Raw genomic sequence first — 1,558 nt, 5'->3', positions numbered from 1 at the left:
ACTCATCCCCTCCGTAAAAATGTAAGAATAATTCTTCAAGTGTTGGTTTGGTTATATCTAAATCGATAATATCATAGCGACTTAAGGTAGCTAATAAATAGTTTAGATTATTTCGGGGTACAACTTTGATGACGTTTGATTCTACTTGTTTACATTCAAAGCCCTCATCCATAAATTGTTCCACTAGTTCTTGTGTGGCAAATGTGATTTGATAAGTTTTATGTTTAGAAGCCTTTAACGTTTGAAGTTCTTCAATTGAAATGAGACGTCCATCTTTAATCATCGCTGTTCGGTCACAGGTGCGTTCAATTTCTTCAAAAATATGAGAGGACATAAAAATCGTTTTTCCACGTTGCTTTTCTTCTAAAACTAATTCAATAAAACGATTTTGCATCAGTGGATCTAACCCGCTGCTTGGTTCATCTAAAATTAACAGTTCAGGGTCATGCATAAAGGCACAAATAATCCCGATTTTTTGCTTCATTCCTTTAGACATTTTTTTTATTTTCCCCTGTGGATTGAGCTCGAAGCGCTCCATTAATTCATACGCTTTGGTTAAATCAGTCATTCCTTTCATTTTTGCCATAAATTTAATAAATTCAAGGCCTGTCATATCATCCATGAAGGCTATTTCACCTGGAAGATAGCCAAGTGCTTGTTGAATACGGGCATGATCTCTTAAACAATCAAGTCCATTGATTTGGCAACTTCCTTGATCGGCTTGAATAAACCCCATTAAATGTCGAATCGTTGTAGATTTACCTGCTCCATTAGGGCCTAAAAATCCAAACACTTCGCCTTTCTTAACTGATAATGAGACATCAAAAATTCCGCGATTATTACCATAATCTTTCGTTAATTGTCTAATTTCGATGACATTTGTAGTCATAAAATTTCCCCCTGATAAATTCCTTATTTTTCAATATATCAGTATTATAGGAGGATTAGTCCTATCGGTCAACTATCTGCTGATAAAGAATACTAAAGATTAAAAAAGAAGGGATGTCCCTTTTTTTATGAGGTTGCAAATTTGACAATGGCTTTAGAAACTTTATCTTTTTCTTCAAAAAATGCAGCGTGTCCACTTTCAGTGAGCGAGATGAGTTTTGAATTTTGATATTGGATAGGTCATTAAATAATTGTTCATCGCGTAAAGCCATTAAAGATTTAGCAGTAGACCATCCCGCTGCTTTCAGACATAAATTAGTGAATCAGACAACTGTTTCACAGGTTGTGTATTGATAGAAGAAAAGATTACGAACTAATTGAATAAATTTAGGTCGGTTGTTCAAGCGTTGAGCAATGAATTCTTCGTATAGTCATAATTCTACTCGGTAGTTTTAATCCAAGCTAGAATAGCAGCGCCTAAAAGAACAAGTTTTGAAACACTATGAGCATTATATTTTAAAACATAGTACGTCGCAATGGCTCCTCCCATAGAATGCCCCACTATCCCGCTGCCTTGATAGGTAAAACATATCAGTCTTTTTTATTTTCTACTTGAGAGGTAGAATACTTATCTGTTTATAATAGAAATTAAAAAAAGGGGCTGTCTCAA

General features: G+C 34.7%; 2 protein-coding genes. Both read right to left on the bottom strand.

Annotation, left to right across the window (positions count from 1 at the left end; translation table 11 throughout):
• On the bottom strand, positions 1 to 889 hold an 889-nt coding region (locus NEH74_RS13600), incomplete at its 3' end, for an ABC transporter ATP-binding protein (protein ID WP_262941483.1).
• Between the two features lie 438 nt (positions 890 to 1,327).
• Complete coding sequence (locus NEH74_RS13595; protein WP_256637857.1) at positions 1,328 to 1,450, bottom strand: alpha/beta fold hydrolase; 123 nt, start codon at positions 1,448 to 1,450, stop codon at positions 1,328 to 1,330.
• Between the last annotated feature and the right edge of the window lie 108 nt (positions 1,451 to 1,558).

The sequence above is a fragment of the Turicibacter sp. GALT-G1 genome (genome assembly GCF_025594995.1).
GTDB lineage: Bacteria > Bacillota_I > Bacilli_A > MOL361 > Turicibacteraceae > Turicibacter > Turicibacter bilis.
The sequence above is the reverse complement of the archived record's forward strand: the minus strand, read 5'-3'. Positions and strand labels throughout refer to the sequence as shown.